At 66.8% G+C, this 23,307-nt stretch carries 20 protein-coding genes; 9 read left to right on the top strand and 11 right to left on the bottom strand.

The window, feature by feature from the left end:
* Positions 1-48 precede the first annotated feature (48 nt).
* From BM436_RS30785 to BM436_RS30755, 7 genes are all read left to right on the top strand, one after another.
* On the top strand, positions 49-1,737 hold the full coding sequence (locus BM436_RS30785; protein ID WP_093560001.1) for a nitrite/sulfite reductase: 1,689 nt from the start codon (positions 49-51) through the stop codon (positions 1,735-1,737).
* Positions 1,730-2,287, top strand: a complete 558-nt coding sequence (locus tag BM436_RS30780; protein ID WP_093559999.1) for a DUF934 domain-containing protein — start codon at positions 1,730-1,732, stop codon at positions 2,285-2,287. The genes BM436_RS30785 and BM436_RS30780 overlap by 8 nt, the downstream gene beginning before the upstream one ends.
* A gap of 16 nt (positions 2,288-2,303) precedes the next feature.
* Positions 2,304-3,032: a phosphoadenylyl-sulfate reductase gene (locus BM436_RS30775; protein ID WP_093559998.1), complete on the top strand. Its 729-nt coding sequence runs from the start codon at positions 2,304-2,306 to the stop codon at positions 3,030-3,032.
* A 38-nt stretch (positions 3,033-3,070) separates the two neighbouring features.
* Positions 3,071-4,018, top strand: a complete 948-nt coding sequence (cysD, locus tag BM436_RS30770) for a sulfate adenylyltransferase subunit CysD (protein WP_093559996.1) — start codon at positions 3,071-3,073, stop codon at positions 4,016-4,018.
* Positions 4,018-5,337 carry a sulfate adenylyltransferase subunit 1 gene (locus BM436_RS30765; protein ID WP_093559994.1) on the top strand — a complete coding sequence of 440 codons (1,320 nt, stop codon included), beginning with the start codon at positions 4,018-4,020 and terminating at the stop codon, positions 5,335-5,337. Before cysD ends, BM436_RS30765 begins: the two co-directional genes overlap by 1 nt.
* A gap of 90 nt (positions 5,338-5,427) precedes the next feature.
* Positions 5,428-6,156 carry a uroporphyrinogen-III C-methyltransferase gene (gene cobA, locus BM436_RS30760; protein WP_093559992.1) on the top strand — a complete coding sequence of 243 codons (729 nt, stop codon included), beginning with the start codon at positions 5,428-5,430 and terminating at the stop codon, positions 6,154-6,156.
* A gap of 181 nt (positions 6,157-6,337) precedes the next feature.
* Positions 6,338-7,075 (top strand): hypothetical protein, encoded by a 738-nt coding sequence (locus tag BM436_RS30755; RefSeq protein ID WP_093559990.1) that lies wholly within the window; start codon positions 6,338-6,340, stop codon positions 7,073-7,075.
* Between the two features lie 89 nt (positions 7,076-7,164).
* Here the strand turns inward: BM436_RS30755 and BM436_RS30750 are convergent, their stop codons facing one another.
* Genes BM436_RS30750 through lptF form a run of 3 tightly spaced genes read right to left on the bottom strand, consistent with a single transcriptional unit; the run spans position 7,165 to position 9,847 of the window.
* Positions 7,165-7,548, bottom strand: coding sequence for a sirohydrochlorin chelatase (locus tag BM436_RS30750; RefSeq protein WP_093559988.1), 384 nt, complete (start codon positions 7,546-7,548; stop codon positions 7,165-7,167).
* A gap of 2 nt (positions 7,549-7,550) precedes the next feature.
* Positions 7,551-8,720, bottom strand: coding sequence for an LPS export ABC transporter permease LptG (lptG, locus tag BM436_RS30745; RefSeq protein ID WP_093559986.1), 1,170 nt, complete (start codon positions 8,718-8,720; stop codon positions 7,551-7,553).
* Positions 8,717-9,847, bottom strand: coding sequence for an LPS export ABC transporter permease LptF (gene lptF / locus BM436_RS30740; protein WP_093559984.1), 1,131 nt, complete (start codon positions 9,845-9,847; stop codon positions 8,717-8,719). Before lptF ends, lptG begins: the two co-directional genes overlap by 4 nt.
* A gap of 67 nt (positions 9,848-9,914) precedes the next feature.
* Here lptF and BM436_RS30735 point away from each other — a divergent pair, with 67 nt between their 5' ends.
* Entirely contained in the window at positions 9,915-11,408 is a 1,494-nt protein-coding gene (locus BM436_RS30735) for a leucyl aminopeptidase (protein WP_093559982.1), read from the top strand.
* 61 nt (positions 11,409-11,469) lie between these two features.
* Here BM436_RS30735 and BM436_RS30730 read toward each other — a convergent pair whose 3' ends face one another.
* The 3 genes from BM436_RS30730 to BM436_RS30720 are packed head-to-tail and all read right to left on the bottom strand — an operon-like array spanning position 11,470 to position 12,819.
* Positions 11,470-11,904, bottom strand: a complete 435-nt coding sequence (locus BM436_RS30730) for a hypothetical protein (protein ID WP_093559980.1) — start codon at positions 11,902-11,904, stop codon at positions 11,470-11,472.
* Between the two features lie 7 nt (positions 11,905-11,911).
* On the bottom strand, positions 11,912-12,400 hold the full coding sequence (locus BM436_RS30725) for a CreA family protein (RefSeq protein ID WP_093559978.1): 489 nt from the start codon (positions 12,398-12,400) through the stop codon (positions 11,912-11,914).
* On the bottom strand, positions 12,400-12,819 hold the full coding sequence (locus tag BM436_RS30720; protein ID WP_093559976.1) for a phiTE_015 family protein: 420 nt from the start codon (positions 12,817-12,819) through the stop codon (positions 12,400-12,402). The genes BM436_RS30725 and BM436_RS30720 overlap by 1 nt, the downstream gene beginning before the upstream one ends.
* Positions 12,820-13,164: 345 nt before the next feature.
* Between BM436_RS30720 and xth the strand changes: the two genes are divergently transcribed.
* Positions 13,165-13,932 (top strand): exodeoxyribonuclease III, encoded by a 768-nt coding sequence (xth, locus tag BM436_RS30715; protein WP_093559974.1) that lies wholly within the window; start codon positions 13,165-13,167, stop codon positions 13,930-13,932.
* An 18-nt stretch (positions 13,933-13,950) separates the two neighbouring features.
* Here xth and BM436_RS30710 read toward each other — a convergent pair whose 3' ends face one another.
* From BM436_RS30710 to prpB, 5 genes are all read right to left on the bottom strand, one after another.
* On the bottom strand, positions 13,951-17,199 hold the full coding sequence (locus BM436_RS30710; protein ID WP_093559972.1) for a bifunctional diguanylate cyclase/phosphodiesterase: 3,249 nt from the start codon (positions 17,197-17,199) through the stop codon (positions 13,951-13,953).
* A 196-nt stretch (positions 17,200-17,395) separates the two neighbouring features.
* Entirely contained in the window at positions 17,396-18,586 is a 1,191-nt protein-coding gene (gene prpF, locus BM436_RS30705; RefSeq protein ID WP_093560020.1) for a 2-methylaconitate cis-trans isomerase PrpF, read from the bottom strand.
* A 2-nt stretch (positions 18,587-18,588) separates the two neighbouring features.
* Positions 18,589-21,189, bottom strand: coding sequence for a Fe/S-dependent 2-methylisocitrate dehydratase AcnD (gene acnD, locus BM436_RS30700; protein WP_093559970.1), 2,601 nt, complete (start codon positions 21,187-21,189; stop codon positions 18,589-18,591).
* Positions 21,190-21,200: 11 nt separating this feature from the next.
* Positions 21,201-22,352, bottom strand: coding sequence for a bifunctional 2-methylcitrate synthase/citrate synthase (gene prpC, locus BM436_RS30695; protein ID WP_093559968.1), 1,152 nt, complete (start codon positions 22,350-22,352; stop codon positions 21,201-21,203).
* A gap of 25 nt (positions 22,353-22,377) precedes the next feature.
* A complete protein-coding gene (gene prpB, locus BM436_RS30690; protein ID WP_093559966.1) occupies positions 22,378-23,265 on the bottom strand; it encodes a methylisocitrate lyase in 888 nt (295 codons plus the stop codon).
* Between the last annotated feature and the right edge of the window lie 42 nt (positions 23,266-23,307).

Genomic DNA, 23,307 nt, shown 5'->3' with positions numbered 1-23,307 from the left:
ACTTTGAAAGAGCCAGCCCCTGGCGCCAGCGTTTTTTTTAGGAACGATATGTATCAATACGATCAATATGACCATCTCATCGTGCGGGAGCGCATCGCCCAGTACCGCGACCAGGTGCGCCGCCGTCTGTCCGATGAGCTGAGCGAAGCCGAATTCCTGCCGCTGCGCCTGCAGAACGGCCTGTACATGCAGCGCCACGCCTACATGCTGCGCATCGCCGTTCCCTACGGCCTGCTGGCGAGCAAGCAGATGCGCATGTTCGCCCATATCGCGCGCAAGTACGACCGCGGCTACGGCCACTTCACCACCCGCCAGAACATCCAGTTCAACTGGGTGGAGCTGGAACAGACCCCGGACATCCTGGCCGACCTGGCGTCGGTGGAGATGCACGCCAACCAGACCTCGGGCAACTGCATCCGCAACACCACCACCGACGAATACGCCGGCGTGGCGGCGGACGAGATCATCGATCCGCGCCCCTACTGCGAAATCCTGCGCCAGTGGTCGACCTTCCACCCCGAGTTCATCGCGCTGCCGCGCAAGTTCAAGGTCGCCGTCAACGGCGCCAAGGAAGACCGCGCCGCCATCGCCGTGCACGACATCGGCCTGACCGTGGTGTACAACGAGGCCGGCGAGATCGGCTTCAAGGTCATGGTCGGCGGCGGCATGGGCCGCACCCCGATCCTGGGCACCGTGATCCGCGAGTTCCTGCCGCGCGAACACCTGCTGACCTACATCGAGGCGGTGATGCGCGTGTACAACCAGTACGGCCGCCGCGACAACAAGTACAAGGCCCGCATCAAGATCCTGCTGAAAGCCATCGGCGCCGAGGAGTTCGCGCGCCAGGTGGAAGAGGAATGGACCGACCTGAAGGATAGCGCCCAGACGCTGACGCTGGAAGAGATGGAGCGCGTGATCGCCTATTTCCAGCCGCATCCGTACAAGCAGCTGGCCGACATCGACCAGTCCCAGGCCGCCGACAACAAGGCCTACGCCAACTGGCTCAAGCGCAACGTCAAGGCGCACAAGCAGCCCGGCTACGCGGCCGTGGTGCTGTCGCTGAAGAAGACCGGCGTGCCGCCGGGCGACGCCACCGCCGAGCAGATGGACTTCATGGCCGAGCTGGCCGACCGCTACAGCTTCGGCGAACTGCGCGTCACGCACGAGCAGAACATCGTGCTGGCCGACGTCGAGCAAACGCAGCTGTTCGCGCTGTGGCAGGAAGCCAAGGCCCACGGCCTGGCCACGCCGAACATCGGCCTGCTGACCGACATGATCTGCTGCCCCGGCGGCGACTTCTGCTCGCTGGCCAACGCCAAGTCGCTGCCGATCGCGGCCGCCATCGCGGAACGCTTCGACAATCTGGACTTCCAGCACGACATCGGCGAGATCGAACTGAACATCTCGGGCTGCATCAACGCCTGCGGCCACCACCACGTCGGCAACATCGGCATCCTGGGCGTGGACAAGGACGGCAGCGAGTGGTACCAGGTGTCGGTCGGCGGCGCGCAGGGCAACAGCTCGGCCATCGGCAAGATCATCGGGCCGTCGTTCTCCGCGCTGCAAATGCCGGAAGTGATCGGCCGCATCCTGCAAGTGTATGTACGCGACCGTATCGACGGCGAACGCTTCATCGATACCGCCACGCGCCTGGGCGTCGCGCCGTTCAAGGAATTTGTTTACGCCACGCCGATCGTCGATGCCGGCCGCCTGGTGGGAGAGGATGAGTATGTCTAAGATTATCAAGAACCGCGAGATCGTCGCCGACGACTGGACCGTGCTGCGCGCCGAGGAAGGTCAAGACGCGGCCGCGCTGGCAATCCCGGCCGGCAAGGTGATCGTGCCGCTGGCCGCCTGGCTGGCGCAGGGCGAGGCCCTGGCCGCGCGCGCCGCCGCCGGCGAGATCGGCGTCTGGATCGCCAGCGACGAGCGTCCGGAAACGCTGAAGGGCCAGTTCGACCAGTTCGCCCTGGTGGCGGTCGACTTCCCCAAATTCACCGACGGCCGCGGCTATTCGATCGCCTACAACCTGCGCATGCGCCTGGGTTACACCGGCGAACTGCGCGCCATCGGCGACGTGCTGCGCGACCAGCTGTTCTCGATGCAGCGCGTGGGCTTCAACGCCTTCGCCACCCGTCCGGACCGCAGCATCGAGGACGCGCTCAAGGGCCTGTCCGACTTCTCCGAGACCTATTCGGCCTCCGTCGACCAGAAGGCGCCGCTGTTCCGCCGCCACGTCCGCGTCGGGGGCCACGCCGAGACCGGCGACGTCGGCTTCGGCATCTGAGGACGGAGCCAGCCCAATGAGCCAGCTAAGCAACGAGCAACTCGCCCTGGTCGCCGCCACCCGGCAGACGCTGGAGCGCATCGTCCGCGATTTCACGCCGGCGGTGTTCGCCTCCAGCCTGGCGGCCGAGGACATGGTGCTGACCGACCTGATTTTGAAGTCCCAGCTCCCGATCACCATCTTTTCGCTGGAAACGGGCCGCCTGCACGCGGAAACGCTGGCGATGGTGGACAAGGTCAAGGAAACCTACGGCTACGACATCACGCTGTACCGTCCGGAAACCGCGGCGGTGGACGCCTACGTGGCGCGGAACGGCCTGAACGCCTTCTACGACAGCGTGGAGATGCGCAAGGAATGCTGCCGCATCCGCAAGGTCGAGCCGCTGGGCCGCGCCTTGGCCGGGAACCAGGCCTGGGTCACGGGCCAGCGCCGCGCGCAGGCGGCCACCCGCAGCTCGCTGATGGTGGAGGAGGACGATCCGGCCCACTTCATGACCAAGTTCAACCCGTTGGCCGACTGGTCCGAGCAGGACGTCTGGGACTATATCAAGGCCAACAACGTGCCGTACAATGCGTTGCACGACCAGGGCTATCCGTCGATCGGCTGCGCGCCCTGCACCCGCGCCATCGAACCGGGCGAGGATGTGCGCGCCGGCCGCTGGTGGTGGGAAAACCCGGAATCGAAGGAATGCGGTCTGCACGTGGTCGATGGCAAACTGATACGCATTAAATCCGTGGCCGCGTGAATGCCGGCCACTAGAATAAACAGAATAGGTTAGTTCAAATGAATGCTCCGCTTGAGAAACAAGCCGCTGCCGGCGGCCTGGACGACGTGAACTCGCGCCACCTGGATGTGCTGGAATCGGAAGCGATCCACATCCTGCGCGAAGTCGCCGCCGAATGCACCAACCCCGCCCTGCTGTTCTCGGGCGGCAAGGACTCCGTGGTCTTGCTGCGCCTGGCCGAAAAGGCATTCCGTCCGGGCAAGTTCCCGTTCCCGCTGGTGCACATCGACACCGGCCACAACTTCCAGGAAGTGATCACCTTCCGCGACAAGCGCGTGGCCGAACTGGGCGAGCGCCTGATCGTGGGCTCGGTGGAGGACTCGATCAAGAAGGGCACCGTGCGCCTGCGCAACCCGCAGACCGATTCGCGCAACGCGGCCCAGGCCGTGACGCTGCTGGAAACCATCGCCGAGCACGGCTTCGACGCCTGCATCGGCGGCGCCCGCCGCGACGAGGAGAAGGCCCGCGCCAAGGAGCGCATCTTCTCCTTCCGCGACGAGTTCGGCCAGTGGGACCCGAAGGCCCAGCGTCCGGAACTGTGGGACCTGTATAACACCCGCGTGCATCCGGGCGAGAACATGCGCGTGTTCCCGATCTCGAACTGGACCGAGCTGGACGTGTGGCAGTACATCGCCCGCGAGAAGCTGGAACTGCCGCCGATCTACTTCGCGCACGAGCGCCAGGTGATCCCGCGCAACGGCCTGCTGGTGCCGCTGACCGACCTGACCCCGCCGCGCGACGGCGAGACCGTCGAAACCCAGGTGGTGCGCTTCCGCACCGTGGGCGACATCTCGTGCACCTGCCCGGTGTCGTCGGACGCGGCGACGGTGGAGGCCATCATCGCCGAAACCGCCATCACCCAGATCACTGAACGCGGCGCCACCCGGATGGACGATCAGACCTCCGAAGCCTCCATGGAAAAACGTAAGAAAGCAGGTTACTTCTGATGAACGCACGCATTGAAAACAACGGTCAAAACCTGTCCGAACGCGGTCTGCTGCGTTTCATCACCGCCGGCTCCGTGGATGACGGCAAGAGCACCCTGATCGGCCGCCTGCTGTTCGACAGCAAGGGCATCTTCGCCGACCAGCTGGCCGCCGTGTCGCGCGCCAAGAACAAGCGCACCGTGGGCGACACCATCGACCTGTCGCTGCTGACCGACGGCCTGGAGGCAGAACGCGAACAGGGCATCACCATCGACGTGGCCTACCGCTACTTCGCCACGCCCAAGCGCAAGTTCATCATCGCCGACACCCCGGGCCACGAGCAGTACACCCGCAACATGGTGACCGGCGCATCGACCGCCGACGCGGTGATCATCCTGATCGACGTGTCGAAAGTGAAGCTGCGCGAGGACGGCGGCGTGGACCTGCTGATCCAGACCAAGCGCCACTCCACCATCGCCCACCTGCTGCAGATCGAGCACGTGGTCGTGGCCGTCAACAAGATGGACCTGGTGGACTACGACCAGGCCATCTACGACCGCATCGTCAAGGCCTACGGCGAGTTCGCCGCGACGCTGGGCCTGAAGGACATCACCCCGATCCCGCTGTCGGCCCTGACCGGCGACAACGTGGTGGACGCGGGCGAGAACATGCCCTGGTACCAGGGCCCGACCCTGATCGAGCTGCTCGAGTCGCTGTCCGTGTACGACGAGTCGCACCACGCGCCGTTCCGCTTCCCGGTGCAGCTGGTGGCGCGCCACAACGGCCACGAGGCCAACGACTTCCGCGGCTACATGGGCCGCATCGAGGCCGGCAACGTGAAGGTGGGCGACAAGCTGGTGGTGCAGCCCTCGGGCAAGAGCGCCACCGTCAAGGACATCCTGACCTTCGAGGGCTCGCACCAGTCGGCCAGCGCCGGCCAGTCCGTGACCCTGCTGCTGGAGGAGTACCTGGACATCTCGCGCGGCGACATGCTGTCCTCCAGCGAGCAGCCGGCCACCCTGCTGAAGAACCTGAACGCGGACGTGTGCTGGCTGTCGGAGGACGCGCTGGACGTGCGCCGCAAGTACTGGATCAAGCACGGCACCAAGCAGACCGCCGCCAAGATCACCAAGATCGAGTCCCTGCTGGACATCAACACCCAGCAGCGCAGCGACGCGGACGCGCTCAAGCTGAACGACGTGGCGCGCATCTCGCTGACCGTGCAGCAGCCGCTGGCGGCCGACGACTACACCGGCAGCCGCGCCACCGGCGCCTTCATCCTGATCGACGAGGTCACGCACCAGACGGTCGCCGCCGGCATGATCCGCCTCGCCGACTAAGCGGACACGCGCCAGTACCCGGGGCCAGGTTCGCGACGCGCGGCCTGGCCCCTTTAGTTTCAACGTATATATCTTTAATGGAGCACCAGCATGTCCCAACTCGGCAAGGTCTACCTCATCGGCGCAGGTCCCGGCGCCCAGGACCTGATCACCCTGCGCGGCGCGCGCCTGCTGGCGCAAGCCGAAGTCGTGCTGCACGACGCGCTGGTGACCGAGGAAATGCTGGAGCTGTGCCCGCAGGCGCTGAAGATCCCGGTCGGCAAGCGCTCGGGCCAGCGCTCCACCGCGCAAACCGTCATCAACCAGCAGTTGGTGGACAACGCCGGCCGCTTCAAGCTGGTGGTGCGCCTGAAGGGCGGCGACCCGATGCTGTTCGGCCGCGCGGACGAGGAATTGCGCGCGCTGGAGGAGGCCGGCATCGAGGTGGAGGTGGTGCCCGGCATCACGACCGCCGTCGCGGCGGCGGCGGCCACCAAGCAGCCGCTGACCAAGCGCGGCGTGGCGCGCAGCGTCGCCTTCTTCACCTCCAGCACGGCGCCCGAACACGCCGAGGAAACCGACATGCCCGACAGCGACACGCTGGTGCAGTACATGGGCGGCCGGGAAGCCATCATCACCGCCGAACGCCTGCTGGCGCAGGGGCGCGAGCCCGAGACCCCGGTGGTCGTCATCGAGAACGTCAGCCGTCCCGACCAGCGCGTCGTGCGCATCACGCTGGCCCAACTGGCGCACGGCCTGGACGCGGCGCACGGCCCGGTGCTGGTCATGCTGGGCCACGCCATGGCCGCCCGTCCGCACCAGGCGGCGGACGGTCCGTAACCCCCACTTCTCCACGCCATGGCCGGCACCTGCCGGAGTTCGCCCAGGCCTTCTCGTGCAAGCCGGGCCAGCCCGTGGTCAAGCCCGGGGAAAAAGTGTGCCGCGTGTGGTAAAGAGGCGTTAAAGGATGGGAAGGTCGCGGCTGCGTTAGAATATCGCCTTCGATTTTCAAGGAGGTGGTATGCAGCAGCCGAATGAAGTGTTTGAACGCGCCCGCGAGGCCAGGCTGGCGGGCCGTTACCAGGATGCGCTGAAGGACCACCTCTGGCTGCACGAGCACGCGCTGGAGGTGTCCCCGGAATGGCGCGGCGTGCGCCTGTCGTTCGCCCTGCGCGACTGGATCTACCTGGCCGAGCTGTTCCCGCCCGCGCGCGCCGCGCTGCAGGCCATCCGCGAGCGCGAATCGGCCCGCATGCTGGGTGGCGCCGCCACCGTGGAGCGCTTCCGCGAGATCGCCGCCATCAACGAGGCGCTGCGCGAAGTGCAGGCCACCCACCAGCTGTTCCTGTCGCTGGACGGCATCGACTCGGCCATCGCCGAACAGTGCGCCGAACTGGCCATGACGGCGCTGGTGAAGTGCGAGGACTTCCAGCTGGCGCGCCGCTTCCTGCCGTCGCCGGCGGAGCGCATCGCGGCGTTGGCGGAGCGGCTGAACGACGGCGCCGAGGCGCTCTCCAGCCAGCCCGCGTCGGCGGCGCCCACGCTGCTGGCCTACGTGCTGAACTACGCGAAGGAGGTGCGGCTGGTGCTGGCCGTGCTGCGCGGCATGGAAGAGGATGACGAGGCGGACAACATGATGAAGGCGGCGCTGGACCAGATCCGCTCCGACGGCCTGCGCGCCATCATGCAGCGCGAGCTGGAGCAGCCGGGATCGACGCTGGCCGCGATGGCACGGCAGTCCGAGGCCGCCGGGCAGTAAGCGAGGCCGCCGTGCCGCCGGCGGGCCTAAAGCCCCGCCCTGCGAAATCAACGCGCCAGCACAGCAACGTAGGGCGGAGTAACCGAAGGTTATTCCGCCGAAGCCGCAGCCGCCGCGACGCAGTAGTCCGCCATGGCGTTGAGCACGTCCGGCGCCTCCCCCACCGCCGTGGCGACGCTGAAGCGCACGTGCGGGTACTTCAGCCTCAGCGCGTCGACCATCAGCGGCAGGTCGCGCAGCACATGGCCGCCCTGCCCCAGGAACACCGGCACCAGCGCAATCTCGGTGGCGCCGGCCGCCGCCAACTCGTCCACCCGCTCGGGCAGCCGCGGCGACATCAACTCCAGGAAGGCCAGCGAAACGTCCACGTCCGGCAGGCGCGCCTGCGTCAGGCCGCGCAGCCTTTCGAAGGGCTCGGCCCAGCTGGCGGCGCGGGCGCCGTGGGCAAACAGGATCAGTGCGCGTTGTTTCATGGTCAATGCCTTTCCACCCACCACAGGGCGCCTATCGCCAGCAGCAGGAACAGCAAACTGGGCGCCGCCGCCGTCAGCACCGGCGGCCAGGTCGACAGCATGCCGATGTGCGAGAACAGCGTGTTGATCAGCATGAAGCTGATCCCTATCATGATGCCGACGAAGATCTTCAGGCTCACGCCGCCGCTGCGCGCGTGCAGGTAGGCGAACGGCAGGGCCAGTCCCATCAGCACGAAGATGGCCAGCGGGTCGAACAGCTTCTTCCAGAAGGCGATCTTGAAGCGGTGGGTCTCCTGCCGGTTTTCCGCCAGGTGGCGCGTGTACACGGCCAGCTCGTTGGCGGACATGCGCTCCGGGTCGCGGCGCGACACCGACATGATCTTGGGCGTGATCTCGGACACCAGGTCGCGCGTGGCCATCTTCACCGTCTCGACCTTGCTGGTCTCCTGCGCGAAATGGTTTTCCGCGTTGGCCACGCCGCCGGCCGCCGCCAGCGCCGGATTGCTGAAGCGGTTCTCGGTCACGTCGTACAGCCGCCACATGCTGTTGCCCTGGTAGGTGGCGCGCTTGGCCTGGATCAGGGAGCTCAGACGGAAGCCGGTGTCGAACTCGTACAGTTTCACGTCCAGCAGCTGGCCGTCCGGACGCGCCTCGCGCACATTGAAGAAGCGCGAGCCGAGCACGGTGCCGGTCAGGCCCTCGCTCTTGATGATGTCCTTGGTCCACAGCCCGGAGCGGAACTCGGCGGAGACCGCCGCGCCCTGCGCCGTCAGCTTCACCTTCTCCGCCACCGGCGAGGTGCGCGGCACGATCACCTCGCCGAACAGGAAGGCCACCGCCACGATCACCGCGCCGACGCGGAACAGCATGCCGGCCGCCATGCGGGTCGACATGCTGGACGCGCGCATGATGGTGAACTCGGACGAGGACGCGAACTGCGCCATGGTGTAGATGGTGCCGATCAGCGCCGCCACCGGCAGCACGCGGTAGATCCGCTCCGGCAGCAATATCAGCACATACAGCAGCGCGTGCTGCAGGCCGTAGCCGTTCTTGCCGACCGAGGGCAGTTCGGCCGTGAGGTCCATGAAGGCGGCCAGCGCCAGGAAGGCCAGCAGCACGAAGGCCACCGACTGCGCGATCGAGGACGCGAAGTAGCGTTGCAGGATGCTCATGGCGCCACCGCCTTCGCTTTGCCGCCGCGCTTGAGCGCCGCCCACAGCACGCGCGGATGGTAGCGGTGGTTGACGTTGGCGCGCCAGGTGAACATGCCCACCACCACCAGCGCCACCGCCAGGTGCAGCGGCCACCAGGCCGTGCCGAAGCTGAAGCGGCCCTGCTTGACGCTGGCCTCGAACACCTTGATCAGGTTCTGGTAGGCGAAGAAGATCAGCAGCGCCACGATCAGGTTGGAGGAACTGCCGGCGCGCGGATTGACGAAGCCCATGGGGATGGCCAGCAATATCAGCAGCAGGCAGGTGATGGGCAGCGAGATGCGCCACAGCAGCTCGCCCTGCACCCCGGGGCCGCTGGAGCGCAGCAGTTCATCGGTCGGTATCGCGTCCGCGTTCTGGTTGGCGGCCAGGTCCTGCGCCTTGCTGGCCACGCGCATGCTGTAGCGCTCGAACTCCATGGTCTGGAAGTCCGCGCTGCCGGGCGTGCCCTGGTAGCGGCGGCCGTTCTTCAGCACCAGGAAGCGGTCGCCCTCGGGCGTGTTGCTGATCACGCCTTCCTTGGCCACCACCACCGAGGTGCCCTTCTCGTCGACCGTGTTGACGAACACGTTGTGCACCACGGCGGTCTGGCCGGACACGCCCTCGACGAAGAAGATGCGGTTGGACGACGCCGATTCGCGGAACTGGCCGGGCGAGACCTGCTGCAGGTCCTCGCGCTTCTGGAAGCGCTCCGCGTATTCCGAGCTTTTCTGCTTGGCCCACGGCGTGGCGTAGAAACTGAGTATGCCGGTCAGCAGCACCATCGGCAGGCCGAACGTGAGCACCGGCCGTATCCAGCGCGCCAGGCTCAGGCCGGAGGCGAACCACACCACCATCTCCGAGTCGCGGTAGGTGCGCGTGACCACCATCAGCACCGAAATAAAGCTGGTGAGGATCAGGATAGTTGGCAGATAATTCAGGGCTGCGAATGCGATCAGCGCGATCACATCGTTCGACGCGACTTTGCCGCCCGCGGCCTTGCCGAGGATGGTGATCAGGGTCCAGGTGACGATGACTGTGAACAGCACCGTGAAGGTGGCCCCGGCCGCACTGGCTAGCTCGCGTTGTAGGGCGCGGTGAAAAATCATTCGAATATAATTCGCTTAAATAAGCGCTAGGTAAGTTTAAGTAACAAGTAACATCACGGAGAAATCAATGGACTTTAGCATAAAAGCATTCGACGCAAAAACCACCGTAACCGCCGCCAAAAGCGGCTGCATAGCAGTGGGCGTCTACGAAAACAAGAAGCTTTCGGCCGCAGCTAAGGCCCTGGACGGCGCAGGCGAAATCACGGCCGCGTTGAAATCCGGCGACATCACGGGCAAGGCCGGCACCACGCTGCTGCTGCGCGGCCTGAAGGGCGCCGCCGCCGACCGCGTGCTGCTGGTGGGCCTGGGCGCCGACGAGGCGGTCGGCGAGAAGAGCTTCGCCTCCGGCGTGCAGGCCGCGATCAAGGCTTTCTCGACCCTGGGCGCGGCGGACGCCATTATCGCACTACCATTGACCGAAGTGAAAGACCGCGACGCGTCGTGGGCCATCCGCGCCGTGGTGCAGGCCGCGCGCGAAAGCGTCTACCGCACCGACACGCAAAAGAGCAAGAAGGATCCGGCGCCCGCCGGCGTGAAGAAACTGGCGCTGGCCGTGCCCAACACCGCCGCCAGCAAGCTGGCGCTGGCGCAGGCCGTGGCGATCGCCAACGGCATGGAACTGACCAAGGACCTGGGCAACCTGTCGGCCAACGTCTGCACCCCGACCTACCTGGCCAACACCGCCAAGAAGCTGGCCAAGGACTACAAGTTCGAGGTCGAGGTGCTGGACCGCAAGCAGCTCGAGGCGCTGCAGATGGGCAGCTTCCTGTCCGTCACCAACGGCAGCGAGCAGCCGCCGAAGTTCATCGTCCTGAAGCACAAGGGCGGCAAGGCCAAGGACGCGCCGGTGGTACTGGTGGGCAAAGGCATCACCTTCGACACCGGCGGCATTTCGATCAAGGCCGGTCCCGGCATGGACGAGATGAAGTACGACATGTGCGGCGCCGCGTCGGTGCTGGGCACCTTCCGCGCCATCGGCGAGATGGGCCTGGACCAGAACGTGATCGGCATCGTGGCCGCCTGCGAGAACATGCCGTCCGGCCGCGCCACCAAGCCGGGCGACATCGTCACCTCGATGAACGGCCTGACCATCGAGGTGCTGAACACCGACGCCGAGGGCCGCCTGGTGCTGTGCGACGCGCTGACCTACGCCGAGCGCTTCAACCCGGCCGTGGTGATCGACATCGCGACCCTGACCGGCGCCTGCATCGTGGCGCTGGGCCACCACAACAGCGGCCTGTTCACGCGCGACGACGAGGCCCACGACCGGCTGGCCGACGCGCTGCTGGCGGCCGGCAAGGCCACCGGCGACACCGCGTGGCGCCTGCCGATCGGCGAGCAGTACAACGAGCAGCTGAAATCCAACTTCGCCGACCTGGGCAACATCGGCACGCCGGGCGGGGCCTCGTGCACGGCGGCGGCCTTCCTGGAAAACTTCACCCGCAAGTACACCTGGGCCCACCTGGACATCGCCGGCACCGCCTGGAAATCGGGCGGCGCCAAGGGCGCCACCGGCCGCCCGGTGCCGCTGCTGGCGAACTACCTGCTGAATCGCGCTTAAACCCACCGCGAAATCCGGGGTCGGACCCAGCGGGTCCGACCCCAGGGTTACGCCTCCGGGTTCAATAAACCGCCCGCCCCTCGGGCGGCGCGGCGCGCGGCTCGGCCCCGTGCTCTCCCCGCAGGATCACCGTCAACACCGGCGGGTAGTCGAAGCCGCGTCCCGTGTTGCGGTCGACGTAGTTGCCCAATCCCCCGGTCAGCACGTAATTGCCCCACAGCGTGCGGTTCTGGCGCGAATCGACCCGTTCCTCCGCACCGCCCGCGCCCTCCTTGCGGCAATCGACCCGCAGTGGCCCGGCGCTCTTGCGCACCACCACGCGCGCCGGCGTGGTGACGAACCAGCGCCCGGCGTCGTTGGCCAGCACGCAGCCGACGCCGTCCACCGGCCGATGGTCTAGCACGGTCTGCACCAGGATTTGCTGGTCGCGCGATTCGGTGAGGGTGCCGCAGCCGGCCAGCAGGACCAGCGCAGCGCTCGCGGCGTAACGGAACATGGAAGCCTCAGCGGCGAACGGGAACCGGCTGGCTGGCCGGGACGGGCACGGCGGTCACGCTGTTTTTCGGGCTGCCGTCGATCAGGCGGTCCGAATACACGAGATAGACCAGCGCGTTGCGCTTCACGTCCACCATGCGCACCACGCGCACATGCTTGAAGAAGAGCGAGGCCCGCTCGGTGAACACTTCCTCCTGCAACGGCAAAACGCCGCTGAACTTGAGGTCGCCCACCTGGCGGCAGGCCACGGAGGATTCGGCCTTGTCCTCGGCCAAGCCGACCGCGCCCTTGAGGCCGCCGGTCTTGGCGCGGGAAAGATAGCAGCTGACGCCGGAAACGCGGGGGTCGTCGAAGACTTCGACCACGACCTTGTGGTCGGGGCCGATCAGTTTGAAGGCGGTGTCGACCGAGCCGATGGTCTCCGCCGGAACGGCGGCGGCAGCGCTCCACAGCAGCGCCGCGGCGGCTGCCTGCCACTGGCCTGGCCGCCTGCGCATCAGCGCTCGGTCGCCTTGGCGTTTTCGATGGTGCGCACGGCGGCGGCTTGCTGCGGCACTTGGCCTTTCTTCAGGCTTTGGATCACCTTCAGAATGTCGTCCATGCCGGATTCGCCGTCCAAGCGGGAAAACGCGTCCAGAACCTCGTTGAGCACCTGGTTGCGCACCTGGGCGTCCTCCTGGGTCACCGCCGGGGCGCGCTGCAAGCCGGCGCGCGCGCTGGCGGCCTTCTCGACGACAGCCGCGTCCTTCTGCGCCGCCGATTTGCGTCCCGCTGGCGATTTGCCATGCTCCAGTGCCGCCTGCCAGATCACCCAGCGGCGTTGCGTCTCGAATACCAGGTATTCCTCTGGCTTGTCTTCACGCCGGCGGACGATGTGTCCGTCGCGCTGCGCCCATGCTTCAAATGCAGATCGCATTTTAATCCTTTACAAATGCTTCGCGCATATCTCACTGTTTAAACAACAACTATTTCCCTATAGTACCACTTATTTACCCAGCACAACAAATTTTTAAGCACAGTGTTGTTACTTTAGGGGAAATCCAGTTCGCTCCACGACAACTTAAGTATATTTTATTTTCGGCCGCCGTTTATGGAATATTAGTACCAATTTGATAACAATGAAGCATTATCGGCAATTTTTTTCATTCTTGTTACATTTTGCAACAGCTTTCGTCTCTAAAGCGCCAAAAGCCTGCTTTTCAGAGGCGTTTTGTATAATGCAGACTTCGCGATTTTTACGCCAACACAATAGGACTTGCCGATGATACTCGCCACCTGGAACGTGAACTCCCTGAACGTGCGCCTTCCCCACGTGCTGAAATGGCTGGAGGCCAACCCGGTGGACGTGCTCTGCATCCAGGAAACCAAGCTCACCGACGACAAATTCCCCGCCGCCGCCATCGAGGCGGCCGGCTACCAGGTGGTGTTCAGCGGGCAGAAGACGTACAACGGCGTGGCCATCCTGTCGAAACTGCCGATGACCGACGTGGTGCGCAACAATCCCCATTACGAGGACGCGCAGCAGCGCATCCTGGCCGCCACCATAGCCGGCGTGCGCGTGGTGTGCGCCTACGTGCCCAACGGCCAGGCGGTCGGCACCGACAAATACGAATACAAGCTGGGCTGGCTGGCCTCGTTCCGCCATTGGCTGGAGCTGGAGGCGGCCGCCCACCCCAACCTGGCGGTGCTGGGCGACTACAACATCGCCCCGGACGACCGCGACGTGCACGATCCGGCCGCGTGGGCCGGCCAGGTGCTGTGCTCGGAGCCCGAGCGCGCCGCGCTGCGGGCGCTGTTCGGCCTGGGGCTGACCGACTCCTTCCGCCTGTTCGAGCAGGCCGAGAAGACCTTCAGCTGGTGGGATTACCGCATGCTGGGATTCCAGAAGAACAAGGGCTTGCGCATCGACCACATCCTGCTGTCCGGGCCGCTGGCCAGCCGCTGCAGCTCGTGCGTGGTGGACCGCGCGCCGCGCAAGTGGGAACAGCCGTCCGACCACGCGCCGGTGGTCGCCGTCATCGGCGACTAGGCGGGATCGGGGTCCGGCTCAGGCGGCCGCCCTGCGCTCCAGCAGGTTCTGGGCGTTGACGCGCGGGACGGGCTGCGAGAACAGATAGCCCTGCGCGTACTGGCAGCCCTGGGCGCGCAGCAGCGCGTACTGGCCCTCGGTCTCCACCCCTTCCGCCACCACGGACAGCTGCAGGCTGTCCGACAGCGCGATGATGGCCGCCACGATGGCGCGGTCCTCCGCGCTCTCCTCCAGCTCCTTGATGAAGGCGCGGTCGATCTTGATCTTCTTGACCGGGAAACGCTTCAGGTAGGCCAGGCTGGAATAGCCGGTGCCGAAGTCGTCGATCGACAGGCGGATGCCCATGGCGTTGATGCGCCCCAGGATCTCCATCGTGTGCTCGCCGTGCTGCATCAGCGCCGTTTCCGTGATTTCGAACTCGATCATGGACGGGTCGATGCCGGTCTCGTCGAGTATGCGCTGGATGGACTCCACCAGCCCGCGGTGCATGAACTGGCGCGGCGACAGGTTCACCGCCAGCGGCACCGGCTCCAGCCCCATGCGCAGCCACTCCATGCTCTGCTCGCAGGCGCGGCGCATCACCCATTCGCCGATCGGCACGATCAGGCCGTTCTCCTCGAGCAGCGGGATGAAGCTGTCCGGCATCACCAGGCCCTGCGACGGGCGGCGCCAGCGCAGCAGCACCTCCATGGTGTGCACGCGGCGCGTGGTGATGTCGATGATGGGCTGGAAATGCGGCTCGAACTGGCCCAGCGCCAGCGCGCCGCGCAGGCTGCTCTCGAGCTCGAAGTGCTGGGCCGCCGCCAGGTTCATCTTCTGCGTGAAGAACTGGTAGTTGTTGCGGCCCGCCGCCTTGGCGTGGTACATGGCGCCGTCCGCGTGGCGCATCAGCGTCTCGACGTCGGCGCCGTCGTCCGGGTAGACGCAGATGCCGATCGACGGCGTGATGTGCAGCATGCGCCCCTCCAGCGGGAACGGCGCGGCCAAGGCCTCGATGATCTTTTCCGCCACCCGGCTGGCCTCGTCCACCGAGCGGATGCCCGGCACCAGCACCACGAACTCGTCGCCGCCCAGGCGCGCCACGGTGTCGCTGGCGCGCACCGCGCGGCACAGCCGGCTGGCCACCTCCTTGAGCAACTGGTCGCCGGTCATGTGGCCGAGCGAGTCGTTGATGGTCTTGAAACGGTCCAGGTCGATGAACATGACGGCCAGGCGGCGCTCCGAGCGCTGCGCGGCCAGCATCGCGCGGTCCAGCCGGTCGGCCAGCAGCGCGCGGTTGGGCAGGCCGGTCAGGCTGTCGTGGTAGGCCATGTGGTGCACGCGCGCCTCGGCCTGGCGGCGCTCGACGATCTCGCCCTGCAGCAGCGCGTTGGCGCCCGCCAGCTCGGCGGTGCGCTCCAGCACCCGCACCTCCAGCTCGTCGCGCGCCCGCCGCACCGCCTCCGCGTCCTCGCGCCGGGCGGTGATATCGTCCACCAGCCACACCGAGCGGCCCTTGGGCTGCGCCAGGTCGAAGGGGCGGCCGGACAGGCGCGCCCAGAAGCGGCTGCCGTCCTTGCGCACCAGTTCGTGCTCGGACATGTTGACCCGGCCGGCGGCGAAGTCGCGCGCGGTTTCCTGGCGCGCCAGGTCCCACGACGCGTGGTCGGCGTAGAAGGCGCGCACGCTGAGACTGTCCATCTCGCCGGGCGCGTAGCCGAACAACTCCTCCATCTTGGCGTTGCAGCGCAGGTTGTGGCCGTTCTCGCACACGGAGATGCCGAGCACCGCGCTGTCCAGGATGGCCTGGTTCTCCAACAGCGCGTTGCGCAGCGACTCCTCGGCCAGCTTCTGCTCGGTGCGGTCCTCGACGATCCAGATGGTGCCCTGGCCGGGGTCGTTCGGGTTGACCACGTAGGCGATCAGCTGGGCCCAGAACGTGGTGTCGTCCTTGCGCCGCATCTCCACCTCGGTCTGGAACGGCTTGCCGACCATCAGCAGCGGCGCGGCGGACGCGCCCAGGCGCTCGTAGGCGTCGCGCGACGGGTACAGCGACATGCCGGGCATGCCCAGGCCCTCGTCCCCCTCGTAGCCGAACATGTCGGCGAAGCCGCGGTTGTAGCGCGTGATGACGCGGTTCTTGGTGAACAGGATGCTGATCGAGGCGTTGGTCATCAGCGCCTCCACCTCCATCTGGGTCTGGCGCGACTGCGTGATGTCCTCCATGATCCAGATGGTGCCGCCGTCGCGCTCCTCGCTGATGGCCTTGGCGCGCACCCGGCACCAGAACAGGCTGCCGTCCTTGCGCTTGAGCTGGAACTCCCGCATCTCGAAGGGCTGGCCGCTGCCCAGCAGCGGCCCGGCCTCCTTGCCGAACGCCTCGTACGCCTGCGGCGACGGGAACAGGTCCACCGCCGGCCGGCCGTACAATTCCTCGCGCCCGTAGCCGAACATGTCGGCCATGCGCGGATTGCAGCTCAACATTCTCTTCGCCTTGGTGAACAGGATGGCGTCGGAGGCGTTGTCGAGGATGGCGCCCTGCTCCAGCAGCAACTGGCGCATCGACTCGTCGGCCGCCCTCTGCTCGCTGATGTCCTCCACGATCCACACCGTGCCGGAGGTGACGTCGGACGGGTCCAGCGCGCGGCCGTAGACGCGCGCCCAGAACAGCGCGCCGTCCTTGCGCCGCAGCCGGGTCTCGGTGCGGAAGGACAGTCCCTGCTCCAGGCTGGGCCGGGCCGCCGCGATCAGGTCGACATGGTCGTCCACGGTGGGATACAGGACCGTGCCGGGCCGCCCCTCGAGCTCGTGGCGGTCGTAGCCGAACATCTCGGCGGCGCGGATGTTGCATTCCTGGACATAGCCGGCCTTGCCGAAAATGATGCCGACCGCCGCGTTCTCCAGGATGGCCTGCTGCTCCAGCAGCGCCTTGCGCGCCTGCCGCTGCTCGCGGTGGAACTGGCTGACGTCCTGGAACACCAGCGTGGCGCCGGCGCCGTGCGGCTTGAGCGCCACGCGCACGGCGACGTACTGGCCGTCCGCGCGCGCCAGGAAGCTGTCCCAGGAGCGCGCCGCGCCGGTGGCCATGGCGGCCTCCAGCTGCGCGGCACTGTCGGCCTGCGCGTGGCGCGCCCACAATTCCGCGCCGCCGGGGGTGAAACCCAGCAGCGCCTCCAGTTCGGGACTGGCGGCCAGCACACGGCCCTCGCCGTCGACGGCGCACGCGGGCACGCCGATCAGCTGCAAGGCAGCGTGCGTGGGGACGGCGGGAACTGGAATCTGGCTCATTGACACCCGGGCACCTTATAAAAACGCCGCCTTGTTCCTGCGGCGGCGTCGTCGCCAGATCATAAACCACAATGCCCCATCTTAGCCATCGCCCCGTCCGAGGCCTGCCACTAAAAGCGGCAATGCCCGGACTCTGGCCTGCGGTCCGGGCATTATTACAACAGCGGCTTTACAAACCACAAACAGCTGGAAGGCGCTAGAACGCGTCTCCCGGCACGCGCACCCAACCCTCCATCAGCACGCGGGCGCTACGGCTCATGATGGCCTTGGTGACGCGCCATTCGCCGTCCACCAGGGTCGCCTCGGCGCCCACCCGCAGGGTGCCGGATGGATGGCCGAAGCGCACCGCGCCGCGCGCCTGGCCGCCGGCGGCCAGGTTCACCAGCGTGCCGGGGATGGCGGCGGCGGTGCCGATGGCCACCGCCGCCGTGCCCATCATGGCGTGGTGCAGCTTGCCCATGGAGAGCGCGCGCACCAGCAGGTCCACATCGCCCGCGGCGACCGGCTTGCCGCTGGAGGAGACGTAGCCCGCCGGCTTGGCCACGAAGGCCACCTTGGGTGTGTGCTGGCGCTTGGCCGCCTCGTCGACATGCTTGATCAGGCCCATGCGCAGCGCGCCGTGGGCTCGGATGGTTTCGAACATGGCCAGCGCCTTGGGGTCGCCGTTGACGGCGTCCTGCAGCTCGGTGCCCTTGTAGCCCAGGGCCTCGGCGTCCAGGAAGATGGTCGGTATGCCGGCGTTGATCATGGTGGCCTTGAACGTGCCCACGCCGGGCACCTCCAGGTCGTCGACCAGCTTCCCGGTCGGGAACATCGAGCCACCGGCGCCCTCCTCCTCGGCCGCCGGGTCCATGAATTCCAGCCGCACCTCGGCGGCCGGGAAGGTCACCCCGTCCAGTTCGAAGTCACCGGTTTCCCGCACCTCGCCGTTCGCGACCGGCACGTGGGCGATGATGGTCTTGCCGATGTTGGCCTGCCAGATGCGCACCACGGCCACGCCGTCGCGCGGCACGCGGTCCGCGTCCACCAGGCCGCCGCCGATGGCGAAGGAGCCCACGGCGGCCGACAGGTTGCCGCAGTTGCCGCTCCAGTCGACGAAGGCGGTGTCGATGGAGACCTGGCCGAACAGGTAGTCGACATCGTGATCGGGCTTCGCGCTCTTCGCCACGATGACCGTCTTGCTGGTGCTCGACGTGGCGGCGCCCATGCCGTCGATCTGCTTGCCGTAGGGGTCCGGGCTGCCGATCACGCGCAGCAGCAAGGCGTCGCGCGCCGCGCCGGGCGCTTGCGCGGCGGCGGGCAAGTCCCGCAGGCGGAAGAACACGCCCTTGCTGGTGCCGCCACGCATATAGGTGGCGGGGATTTTGATTTGCGGTGCGTGCGCCATGGTCATGCCGCCTTCGCGGTGACGGATTCCAGGAAGTCCTGGGCGAAGCGCTGCAGCACGCCGCCGGCCTCGTAGATCGACACCTCCTCGGCGGTGTCCAGGCGGCAGGTCACCGGCACGTCCAGGCGTTCGCCGTTCTTGCGGTGGATGACCAGCGTGAGCGTGGCGCGCGGGGTGCGCTCGCCCACCACGTCGTAGGTCTCGGTGCCGTCCAGCGCCAGGGTCAGGCGGTTCACGCCCGGCAGGAATTCCAGCGGCAGCACACCCATGCCCACCAGGTTGGTGCGGTGGATGCGCTCGAAGCCCTCGGCCACGATGGCTTCCACGCCGGCCAGGCGCACGCCCTTGGCGGCCCAGTCGCGCGACGAGCCCTGGCCGTAGTCGGCCCCGGCGATCACGATCAGCGGCTGCTTGCGCTCCATGTAGGTCTCGATGGCTTCCCACATGCGGGTGACCTTGCCCTCGGGTTCGATGCGGGCCAGCGAACCGGCCTTCACCTTGCCGCCCTCCAGCACCATCTCGTTCTTCAGCGTGGGGTTGGCGAAGGTGGCGCGCTGCGCGGTCAGGTGGTCGCCGCGGTGGGTCGCGTAGGAATTGAAGTCCTCCTCCGGCAGGCCCATTTTCGCCAGGTACTCGCCGGCGGCGCTGTCGAGCATGATGGCGTTCGACGGCGACAGGTGGTCGGTGGTGATGTTATCGCCCAGCAGCGCCAGCGGACGCATGGCCGTCAGCGTGCGCGCGCCGGCCAGCGCGCCTTCCCAGTAGGGCGGACGGCGGATGTAGGTGGTCTGCGGACGCCAGTCGTACAGCGGGCTGACTTTGATGCCGTCGTCGGCTTGCTTGGCGAACATCGGGATGTAGACCTTGTTGAAGTGCGCGGGTTTGACGCTCGATTCGACCAGCGCGTCGATCTCCTCGTCGCTCGGCCAGATGTCGGCCAGGCGCACGGGATTGCCCTGCGCGTCCGTGCCCAGCACGTCCTTCTCGATGTCGAAGCGGATGGTGCCGGCGATGGCGTAGGCCACCACCAGCGGCGGCGAGGCCAGGAAGGCCTGCTTGGCGTAGGGGTGGATGCGGCCGTCGAAGTTGCGGTTGCCCGACAGGACGGCGGTGGCGTACAGGTCGCGGTCGATGACTTCCTTCTGGATCACCGGATCGAGCGCGCCGGACATGCCGTTGCAGGTGGTGCAGGCGTAGGCCACCACGCCGAAGCCCAGTTGTTCCAGCTCCGGCATCAGGTTCGCGTCCTCGAGGTACAGGGTCACGGCCTTGGAGCCGGGCGCCAGCGAGCTTTTCACCCATGGCTTGCGGGTCAGTCCCAGCCTGTTGGCGTTGCGCGCCAGCAGGCCCGCCGCGATCATGTTGCGCGGGTTGTTGGTGTTGGTGCAGCTGGTGATGGCGGCGATGATGACGGCGCCGTCGGGCATCAGGCCAGGCTCGTTCTCGACCACGCCCGAGATGCCGCGCGCGGCCAGTTCGGAGGTCGGCACGCGCTTGTGCGGGTTGGACGGGCCGGCGATGTTGCGCACCACGGTCGACAGGTCGAACCTGAGCACGCGCTCGTATTCGGCGGTCTTCAGGCTATCGCCCCACAGGCCGGTTTCCTTGGCGTAGGTTTCCACCAGCTTGACCAGTTCGTCGTCGCGGCCGGTCAGCTTCAGGTACTTGATGGTCTGCTCGTCGATGTAGAACATGGCCGCCGTGGCGCCGAATTCCGGCGCCATGTTGGCGATGGTGGCGCGGTCGCCCAGGGTCAGGTGGGACGCGCCCTCGCCGAAGAACTCCAGGTAGGACGAGACCACTTTTTCCTTGCGCAGGAATTCGGTCAGCGCCAGCACGGTGTCGGTGGCGGTGATGCCGGGGCCCGGCTTGCCGGTCAGCTCGACGCCGATGATGTCGGGCAGGCGCATCCACGACGCGCGGCCCAGCATCACGCTCTCGGCCTCCAGGCCGCCGACGCCGATGGCGATCACGCCCAGCGCGTCGACCATCGGCGTGTGCGAGTCGGTGCCGACCAGGGTGTCCGGGAAGGCCACGCCATCGACCGACTGGATCACCGGCGACATGCGCTCCAGGTTGATCTGGTGCAGGATGCCGTTGCCCGGCGGGATCACGTCGACGTTCTTGAACGCCTTCTTGGTCCAGTTGATGAAGTCGAAGCGGTCCTCGTTGCGGCGGTCCTCGATGGCGCGGTTCTTGTCGAAGGCGTCCGGATCGAAGCCGCCGCATTCGACCGCCAGCGAGTGGTCCACCACCAGCTGGGTCGGCACCACGGGGTTGACCAGCGCGGGATCGCCGCCCTGCAGGGCGATGGCGTCGCGCAGGCCGGCCAGGTCGACCAGCGCGGTCTGGCCCAGGATGTCGTGGCAGACCACGCGCGCGGGGAACCACGGGAAGTCCAGGTCGCGCTTGCGCTCGATCAGCTGGGACAGCGAGGCGTTCAGCGTCTCGGGGTCGCAGCGGCGCACCAGGTTCTCGGCCAGCACGCGCGAGGTGTAGGGCAGCTTGGCGTAGGCGCCCGGCTGGATCGCGTCGACCGCGGCGCGCGTGTCGAAGTAATCGAGCCTGGTGCCCGGCAGGGGTTTGCGGTGTGCGGTGTTCATCGGGTTTTCCATTACTTGCGGTCGGAGATGGGCACGAATTGCAGGTCGTCCGGGCCGACGTAGTTGGCGCTCGGGCGGATGATCTTGTTGTCGATGCGCTGCTCGATGATGTGCGCGGCCCAGCCGGAGGTGCGCGAGATCACGAACAGCGGCGTGAACATGGCGGTCGGCACGCCCATCATGTGGTAGGACACGGCGGAGAACCAGTCCAGGTTGGGGAACATCTTCTTGATTTCCCACATCACCGATTCCAGGCGCTCGGCGATGTCGAACATCTTGGTCGAACCGGCCTCGCCGGACAGCTTGCGCGCCACTTCCTTGATGACCACGTTGCGCGGGTCGGAGATGGTGTAGACGGGGTGGCCGAAGCCGATCACCACTTCCTTGTTCTCCACGCGCTTGCGGATGTCGGCCTCGGCCTCGTCGGCGTTCTCGTAGCGCTTCTGGATCTCGAAGGCGAATTCGTTGGCGCCGCCGTGTTTCGGGCCGCGCAGCGCGCCGATGGCGCCGGTGATGGCCGAGTAGATGTCCGAGCCCGTGCCGGCGATGACGCGGCCGGTGAAGGTGGAGGCGTTGAATTCGTGTTCCGCGTACAGGATCAGCGACACGTGCATGGCCTTGATCCACGATTCGGACGGCTTCTCGCCGTGCAGCAGGTGCAGGAAGTGGCCGCCGATCGAGTCGTCGTCGGTTTCGACCTCGATGCGCTTGCCGTTGTGGCTGTAGTGGTACCAGTACAGCAGCATGGAGCCGGTGGAGGCCATCAGGCGGTCGGCGATGTCGCGCGCGCCCGGCACGTTGTGGTCTTCCTTCTCGGGCAGCACGCAGCCCAGCACGGAGACGCCGGTGCGCATCACGTCCATCGGGTGCGCGGACGCGGGCAGCGCCTCCAGCGCGGCCTTGACCGATTGCGGCAGGCCGCGAAGCGATTTCAGCTTGGTCTTGTAGGCTTTCAGTTCGGCCTGGGTCGGCAGCTTGCCGTGCACCAGCAGGTAGGCGATTTCCTCGAACTCGCTGGTGGTGGCCACGTCCAGGATGTCGTAGCCGCGGTAGTGCAGGTCGTTGCCGGTTTTGCCGACGGAGCACAGCGCGGTGTTACCGGCGGTCACGCCGGACAGGGCGACGGATTTCTTGGGCTTGAAGGTGGCGGTTTGTTCGGTCATTTCGGTCTCCGGAAGTGTATGTCGATTATTTTTTCTGCGCGGCGAAGAGCGCGTCCAGCTTCTCTTCGAAGCTGTGGTAGTTGATGCGCTCGTACAGCTCGGCGCGGGTCTGCATGGTGTCGACCACGTTCTTCTGCGTGCCGTCGCGGCGCACGGCGTTGTAGACGTTTTCGGCGGCCTTGTTCATGGCGCGGAAGGCGGACAGCGGGTACAGCACCAGGCCGACATCGGCGCCGCGCAATTCATCCACGGTGAACAGCGGGGTCGCGCCGAACTCGGTGATGTTGGCCAGGATGGGCACCTTGACGGCCTTGGCGAACCGCTTGTACATGTCCAGCGTGAGGATGGCTTCCGGGAAGATCATGTCGGCGCCGGCCTCCACGCAGGCGACCGCGCGGTCGATGGCGGCGTCCAGGCCCTCCACGGCCAGCGCGTCGGTGCGGGCCATGATGACGAAGTCCTCGTCGGTGCGCGCGTCCACGGCGGCCTTGACGCGGTCGATCATCTCGCCCTTGGTGACGATCTCCTTGCCCGGACGGTGGCCGCAGCGCTTGGCGCCGACCTGGTCTTCGATGTGGATGGCGGCGGCGCCGAACTTGATCATGGACTTCACGGTGCGGGCCACGTTGAAGGCGGAGGAGCCGAAGCCGGTGTCCACGTCCACCAGCAGCGGCAGGTCGCACACGTCGGTGATGCGGCGCACGTCGGTCAGCACGTCGTCCAGGCTGGAGATGCCCAGGTCGGGCAGGCCCAGCGAGCCGGCCGCGACGCCGCCGCCGGACAGGTAGATGGCCTTGAAACCGGCGCGCTTGGCCAGCAGGGCGTGGTTGGCGTTGATGGCGCCGATGACCTGCAGCGGGGATTCTTCCTGGACGGCTTTGCGGAACGCCGCGCCTGGCGAGTATTGTGTCATGTGTTGCCCTTTCGGTTGATGCGGGAGTGGGGTTGGCCTTCC

Origin of the sequence: Pseudoduganella namucuonensis, assembly GCF_900116645.1 — a bacterium.
GTDB classification, from domain to species: domain Bacteria; phylum Pseudomonadota; class Gammaproteobacteria; order Burkholderiales; family Burkholderiaceae_D; genus Rugamonas; species Rugamonas namucuonensis.
This window is presented reverse-complemented; position numbering and strand designations above follow the sequence as displayed.

What these genes read in the sequence shown, in the direction of transcription:
- BM436_RS30765 (WP_093559994.1), top strand. Translation starts at nt 4,018, where the DNA reads ATGAACGCACGCATTGAAAACAACGGTCAAAACCTGTCCGAACGCGGT.
- prpF (WP_093560020.1), bottom strand. Translation starts at nt 18,586, where the DNA reads ATGGCGCACGCACCGCAAATCAAAATCCCCGCCACCTATATGCGTGGC.
- BM436_RS30775 (WP_093559998.1), top strand. Translation starts at nt 2,304, where the DNA reads ATGAGCCAGCTAAGCAACGAGCAACTCGCCCTGGTCGCCGCCACCCGG.
- xth (WP_093559974.1), top strand. Translation starts at nt 13,165, where the DNA reads ATGATACTCGCCACCTGGAACGTGAACTCCCTGAACGTGCGCCTTCCC.
- BM436_RS30780 (WP_093559999.1), top strand. Translation starts at nt 1,730, where the DNA reads ATGTCTAAGATTATCAAGAACCGCGAGATCGTCGCCGACGACTGGACC.
- acnD (WP_093559970.1), bottom strand. Translation starts at nt 21,189, where the DNA reads ATGAACACCGCACACCGCAAACCCCTGCCGGGCACCAGGCTCGATTAC.
- BM436_RS30750 (WP_093559988.1), bottom strand. Translation starts at nt 7,548, where the DNA reads ATGAAACAACGCGCACTGATCCTGTTTGCCCACGGCGCCCGCGCCGCC.
- BM436_RS30755 (WP_093559990.1), top strand. Translation starts at nt 6,338, where the DNA reads ATGCAGCAGCCGAATGAAGTGTTTGAACGCGCCCGCGAGGCCAGGCTG.
- cysD (WP_093559996.1), top strand. Translation starts at nt 3,071, where the DNA reads ATGAATGCTCCGCTTGAGAAACAAGCCGCTGCCGGCGGCCTGGACGAC.
- BM436_RS30735 (WP_093559982.1), top strand. Translation starts at nt 9,915, where the DNA reads ATGGACTTTAGCATAAAAGCATTCGACGCAAAAACCACCGTAACCGCC.
- BM436_RS30730 (WP_093559980.1), bottom strand. Translation starts at nt 11,904, where the DNA reads ATGTTCCGTTACGCCGCGAGCGCTGCGCTGGTCCTGCTGGCCGGCTGC.
- BM436_RS30785 (WP_093560001.1), top strand. Translation starts at nt 49, where the DNA reads ATGTATCAATACGATCAATATGACCATCTCATCGTGCGGGAGCGCATC.
- lptF (WP_093559984.1), bottom strand. Translation starts at nt 9,847, where the DNA reads ATGATTTTTCACCGCGCCCTACAACGCGAGCTAGCCAGTGCGGCCGGG.
- BM436_RS30710 (WP_093559972.1), bottom strand. Translation starts at nt 17,199, where the DNA reads ATGAGCCAGATTCCAGTTCCCGCCGTCCCCACGCACGCTGCCTTGCAG.
- cobA (WP_093559992.1), top strand. Translation starts at nt 5,428, where the DNA reads ATGTCCCAACTCGGCAAGGTCTACCTCATCGGCGCAGGTCCCGGCGCC.
- lptG (WP_093559986.1), bottom strand. Translation starts at nt 8,720, where the DNA reads ATGAGCATCCTGCAACGCTACTTCGCGTCCTCGATCGCGCAGTCGGTG.
- prpC (WP_093559968.1), bottom strand. Translation starts at nt 22,352, where the DNA reads ATGACCGAACAAACCGCCACCTTCAAGCCCAAGAAATCCGTCGCCCTG.
- BM436_RS30720 (WP_093559976.1), bottom strand. Translation starts at nt 12,819, where the DNA reads ATGCGATCTGCATTTGAAGCATGGGCGCAGCGCGACGGACACATCGTC.
- prpB (WP_093559966.1), bottom strand. Translation starts at nt 23,265, where the DNA reads ATGACACAATACTCGCCAGGCGCGGCGTTCCGCAAAGCCGTCCAGGAA.
- BM436_RS30725 (WP_093559978.1), bottom strand. Translation starts at nt 12,400, where the DNA reads ATGCGCAGGCGGCCAGGCCAGTGGCAGGCAGCCGCCGCGGCGCTGCTG.